We start from the raw sequence: 4,619 nt of genomic DNA on the forward strand, positions 1-4,619 counted from the left end.
TAATCATAAACCCAATTGCGTATAAACGGAGGAATAATAAAAAATACACTTATTAAATTTTGAGGAAATCCAAGTTTGTTAGCTATTTTTAAAGCAGCAGTACTTTTATAATCTATTCCTTTTTCTGGAGAATAAAGCAATATAGAATCTATTTTAGAAGTATCGATGTTATACTTTTTAATTATTTTTTGTCCTGCATCACTCTGTATGGCTGTAAACATAAAAAGGTTTTTTTTATCATGTTTAATAATGTATTGAACCGAACTATTGCAAAGGTTACAAACGCCGTCAAACAGTATTAGTTTTTTATGTTTTGGTAGGTCTATCATTTTTACTTTATATTATAAGTATTTACTTTGTACCAGCTTCAACAAGTTCCAACTGTTCAATACTTACATTAGTTGTAAAGATCCCGTAATTTACAACCGCTTTGTTTTTTTCGATTTTATCAATGCTGCCAATAGCACGTCCATCTTCCATCCTAACGCGATCGCCCACTTTTAGTGTAGGTTTTGGTTTAGGTGATTCAATAGCTTTTTGTTTTGCTACCTTTTTCTTTTTTCTAATAACGTTTACTTTCTTTTCTGCTTCCTGTTTTACTTGTTTTTCTTTAGCCTTTATTACTTTTTTCGCTTTGGCAGAAACTCTTTTACGTTTAGAATTTTCAATTTGTACCAATTTGAAAAGTTCATCCATTAAAACCTTTTTTTGCTTATTTTCAAAATACTTTTCGGCAATGTCGTTTAGTTTTTGTCCTAAATAAATAAGGCGTTGATTGCTATCGTATAGCTCTTGATAGCTTTCAAGTTTCTTTTGAATTTTCGCATTAATTTCTTCTAATTTATCGGCTTCTTCAATCTTCTTTTTTTCGTTAAGTTTTAAAGATTGCCCTGTCTTTTCAAGTTTTGAGCGTTCTTTTTGAAGCTTTGCAATAGTAGCATCAAAACGTATTTTGCTGCGTTCAATTTTCTTTTTTGCCCGATTTATTAAACTGTAAGGGATGCCATTTTTTTGTGCGACTTCAAACGTAAAGCTACTTCCGGCTTGACCGATAACGAGTTTAAAAAGCGGTTCTAAGCTGCGTTCATCAAATAGCATATTCGCATTTAGCATAAACGGCAATTCATTTGCTAATATTTTTAAATTAGAATAATGTGTTGTTATAATACCAAATGCTTCACGATGATAGAATTCTTCTAAAAAAGTTTCAGCCAAAGCACCTCCCAATTCTGGGTCGCTTCCTGTGCCAAACTCATCAATTAAAAAAAGCGTGTTTTTATTACACTTTTTTAAAAAATAATTCATTTGTTTTAAGCGATAGCTGTATGTGCTTAAATGATTTTCAATGGATTGGTTATCGCCAATATCGCTTAAAATCCTATCAAATAGACAAACATGACTACGTTCATGCACAGGAATTAACATACCACTTTGCAGCATAACTTGTAATAAGCCAACGGTTTTTAGGGTGATGCTTTTTCCGCCAGCATTGGGACCAGAAATAACAATAATTCTGCTGTCTTCTTTTAATTGTATGCTTTGAGGAAATGTAGTTTCTTTCTTTTCTAAATTGTTTAAATAGAGTAATGGGTGATACGCATCTCGCAAAAACATACTTCTAGCTTCTGAAATTTCTGGAAGAATACCGTTCATGGATTTAGCATATTTCGCTTTCGCTGAAATCACGTCAATATCAATCAAAAAATTTTGGTAATCTTCTAATAGTTTTAAAAATGGACGAATGTAATTTGTAACTTCTTTTAAAATTCTAATAATTTCTTCCTGTTCTTCGTATTCTAAATTATTGAGCTCACGTGAATGTTGTAAAGTGGTTTCGGGCTCAATGTATACAATACTGCCTGTTTTGCTGCCACCCATAATGGCGCCTTTAACTTTACGCCTGTACATGGCTTTTACGGCTAACACACGTTTATTGTCGACTACAGATTCTCGAATATCATCCAAATATTCAAGATTGTGATATGTGTTTAAAGCCGATGAAAAACTAGCATTTATTTTGCCTTTTATTTTGTTAACGGCTTGACGTAAATCAAAAAGTAATGTAGATGCATTATCTTTTATGTCTCCAAAACGGTCAACAATAGCATCTACTTTTTCAATAATAACTTTGGTGACTTCTATATGTGAAGCGTATTCATTTAAATTTGGATAGTATTCTTCAAACTTTTTTAAATAGGTAACTATTTCATTGGATGTTAACGAAATTGATGCCAATTTTTTTAAGCTGTGTACTTCTAAATACGTGTTTTCTATTCGTAAAAGCTTAATTTCTTTAGCTATGGTATCAAAACCATGGTTAGGAATGCGATTATCGTTATAAAAAGATGATAAATATTCATTGGTTAGTTGTAGCACCATTTGTAGCTCTTCTTTTTTCCTATAAGGAGAAATGTGAAGTGTTCTATTGGTGCCTAAAGGCGTTACGCAATGTTCGCTAACTTGCTGTAAAACTGTATGAAATTCTAAATCTTGTAATGTCTTTTCGTGAATGTGTATCATTCTTATTTTTATAAGAGGCTTACAAAGTTAAACATTCTCTTTGAGATGTTTTGTGTTGTTAAATTCTTCTTAATAAATAGTTAATTAACAGTTTTGCAATCTTCTTTAACAAAACGCTAACATTAGCGGTTATAATTTGTGTATACCTTGAGGTACAAACTAAATACAATCAAAAATGAAAAACAACAAACTTATCACATTTTGTACGCTACTGGTACTTACTTTTAGTTTCAGTGCATTTGCTCAATTAAACACACCACGCGGTAGTCAGCAAGCTACTATATCGCAACGCATAGGTGTTTCGGATGTTTCAATAACGTATTCAAGGCCAAGTGTAAACGGTCGAAAAGTTTGGGGAGAATTGGTGCCTTATGGCATGAATAACCTTGGCTTTGGTACGTCTATCGCTGCACCATGGCGTGCTGGTGCTAATGAAAATACAACTATTACGTTTACACATAATGCTAAAGTTGAAGGAAAACCTATTAAAGCGGGAACTTACGGCTTACATTTTGAAGTGAAAGCAGATGATACCGCAACACTTATTTTATCAAACGATTCTGAAGCTTGGGGTAGTTATTTCTATGATAAAAGTAAAGATGCCTTACGAGCAGAAATTAAAACGATTACTGTCCCGCATCATGAATTATTGACTTTTGAATTTAATAATGTTGCTGCTAATTCTGCAACAGCGACTTTAGCTTGGGAGAAAAAAGGCTTTCCTATTAATGTGTCTTTCGATGTTACAGATATTGTGTTGAACGATTTTAGAGCTAAATTTAAAGGTCAAGATGGATTTCAGCGTCAAAATTGGGAACAAGCGGCACGTTTTTCTTTAGGCAATGGCGGAGATTTAAATGAAGCTTTAAAATGGATTGATGGTGCTATAGCGGGCAATTTTTACAGTCAAAAAACATTTAATAATCTAGCGATTAAAGGGCAGATACTTAATAAATTAGGAAGAACAGATGAGTATGCTGCATTAATGGACGAAGCTTCGGCTATGGCTAACACGAATCAATTAAATACATTGGGCTACCAAATGATGGGTATAAAGGATTTTAACAGAGCCTTAAAATATTTTAAATTGAATGTTGAGAATAATCCAAAAAATGCTAATGTTTATGATAGTTTAGGCGAGTGTTATAAAAACATGGGAGACAAAAAAAATGCTATAAAAAACTTTAAAAAATCACTATCACTTAACCCGCCTGCTAATGTTAAAGCTAATTCTGAAAAACATTTGAAAGAATTAGGCGTTATATAAAAAGATCATCAATCAAACTACAATCAGTTTTTAAAGGCTCAATCTTATGGATTGAGCTTTTTTAACTAATATAGTTCCAAATATTCTTGTATTTCCCTAGTTGTTTGTATGTGTTAAGTAATGCGCTGTGTTCTGGTTTAGAAAGTGTTGGGTCGTTCTGAAGAATCTTTTTAGCATAAAATCTGGCACTTTGCAAAATATCATTATCCTTAATAATATCTGCAATTTTTAAATTTAATACACCGCTTTGTTGTGTGCCCATAATATCTCCAGGACCGCGTAAACGTAAATCTACTTCTGCAATTTCAAAACCATCATTAGTTCTAACCATAGTTTCTAAACGGGTTTTACTATCATTTGTTAGTTTGTGGCTAGTCATTAGAATGCAATAACTTTGCTCTGCACCACGACCAACACGACCACGTAACTGGTGGAGTTGCGATAAACCAAAGCGTTCTGCACTTTCAATAATCATCACCGAAGCATTAGGTACGTTAACCCCAACTTCAATAACCGTTGTGGCTACCATAATTTGAGTTTCCCCTTTAATAAAACGTTGCATTTCAAAGTCTTTGTCTGCTGGTTTCATTTTTCCGTGTACGATTGATGTTTGATATTTAGGCATCGGGAAATCCCTCGAAATACTTTCGTAACCATCCATCAAATCTTTATAGTCCATTGCAGAACTTTCTTTAATTAACGGATATACAATGTAAATTTGCCTGCCTTTATCAATTTCATCTCTAATAAATCGAAAAACATTCAATCGGTTTTTGTCGTATCTATGAACCGTTTTTACAGGCTTGCGTCCTGGTGGTAATTCATCAATAAT

The 4,619-nt window shown here is 33.0% G+C and carries 4 protein-coding genes; 1 reads left to right on the forward strand and 3 read right to left on the reverse strand.

The window, feature by feature from the left end; all coding sequences use genetic code 11:
* Both AADI82_RS13800 and AADI82_RS13805 read right to left on the reverse strand, forming a co-directional pair.
* On the reverse strand, positions 1-329 hold a 329-nt coding region (locus AADI82_RS13800; protein WP_341217010.1), incomplete at its 3' end, for a DUF393 domain-containing protein.
* Positions 330-351: 22 nt separating this feature from the next.
* On the reverse strand, positions 352-2,520 hold the full coding sequence (locus tag AADI82_RS13805; RefSeq protein WP_341217011.1) for a DNA mismatch repair protein MutS: 2,169 nt from the start codon (positions 2,518-2,520) through the stop codon (positions 352-354).
* A gap of 175 nt (positions 2,521-2,695) precedes the next feature.
* Here AADI82_RS13805 and AADI82_RS13810 point away from each other — a divergent pair, with 175 nt between their 5' ends.
* Positions 2,696-3,787, forward strand: coding sequence for a DUF2911 domain-containing protein (locus AADI82_RS13810; protein WP_341217012.1), 1,092 nt, complete (start codon positions 2,696-2,698; stop codon positions 3,785-3,787).
* 61 nt (positions 3,788-3,848) lie between these two features.
* Here AADI82_RS13810 and AADI82_RS13815 read toward each other — a convergent pair.
* Positions 3,849-4,619: helicase-related protein (locus AADI82_RS13815; protein WP_341217013.1), on the reverse strand; the 771-nt coding region annotated here is incomplete at its 5' end.

Source organism: uncultured Wocania sp. (assembly GCF_964021735.1).
Classification (GTDB): Bacteria; Bacteroidota; Bacteroidia; order Flavobacteriales; family Flavobacteriaceae; genus Wocania_A.

Bases quoted from the DNA above. Each gene is read 5' to 3' on its own strand.
- AADI82_RS13805 (WP_341217011.1), bottom strand. From the start codon at position 2,520: ATGATACACATTCACGAAAAGACATTACAAGATTTAGAATTTCATACA.
- AADI82_RS13810 (WP_341217012.1), top strand. From the start codon at position 2,696: ATGAAAAACAACAAACTTATCACATTTTGTACGCTACTGGTACTTACT.